The sequence below is a fragment of the Bradyrhizobium mercantei genome, assembly GCF_001982635.1.
GTDB classification, from domain to species: domain Bacteria; phylum Pseudomonadota; class Alphaproteobacteria; order Rhizobiales; family Xanthobacteraceae; genus Bradyrhizobium; species Bradyrhizobium mercantei.
The window spans coordinates 1-893 of the sequence record NZ_MKFI01000047.1; the positions used below are offsets into that span (position 1 = coordinate 1).

Sequence of the window (893 nt, forward strand, 5' to 3'; positions counted from 1 at the left end):
TCGACTATGTCGCCGGCGCGGAGAACGGCCAACAGGTCAGCATCTTCAGCGCAAATCCCGAACTGGTCGGGCGGCTGGTCGATCCTCTTGTCAACCAGGTTTGCCGCGTCAACATCAACTGCCAGTGCCAACGCGGCCCCGACGTTTTTCCCTTTACAGGGCGCAAGGACTCGGCCGAGGGCACATTGTCGGTATCGGACGCACTGCGATCCTTCTCGATCCGGTCGATGATCGCCACCAAGCAAACCGACACCAACAGACGGCTGCTGGGGACAATCGTGAAGGAGCACCGGTCCAATTTCATCAATACGGACTTCATCCTGTGATGGTTTGCGTGCCAGGTGAGCCACCGCTCCAGGGCGCGCGACCGCTGCGATCCCATCCACATAACAATCAGTCGAGCTGAATCTAATCCGGCTTTCTGCTCCGCACTCTGCCGGTGACCCACACAACTCTCTGAAAGGCGGCTGGTGCCGAGACGGATACCGGTTACGAAGGCCGGCGTCCGTTCGGCGTCTGCAACGCAAGACAACCGCAAACGATTTCCTCCACCTAGAACACGAGAGGCAAATATGACTGCAATTGTTTCGATACGCGGCCGCGAAATCCTGGATAGCCGCGGCAACCCCACGGTCGAGGTCGATGTGGTGCTGGAGGATGGGTCAATCGGTCGCGCGGCGGTGCCGTCGGGGGCTTCCACCGGCGCGCATGAGGCGGTGGAACTGCGGGATGGCGACAAGTCGCGCTATCTCGGCAAGGGCGTCGAGAAGGCGGTTGCCGCCATCAACGGCGAGATCTTCGAGGCGCTCAGCGACCAGGCCGTCGAGGAGCAGGTCGCGATCGACCAGATCATGATCGAGCTCGACGGCACGCCGAACAAGAGCCGGCTTGGC

Annotated in this window: 1 protein-coding gene and 1 pseudogene; both read left to right on the forward strand. The window is 61.3% G+C overall.

What is annotated here, in order from left to right:
• Positions 1–326 (forward strand): aldehyde dehydrogenase family protein (locus BI327_RS40820; RefSeq protein ID WP_143271814.1); only part of this gene is annotated, 326 nt, incomplete at its 5' end.
• Between the two features lie 246 nt (positions 327–572).
• Positions 573–893: pseudogene (eno, locus tag BI327_RS40825) on the forward strand (phosphopyruvate hydratase); the annotation flags it as partial.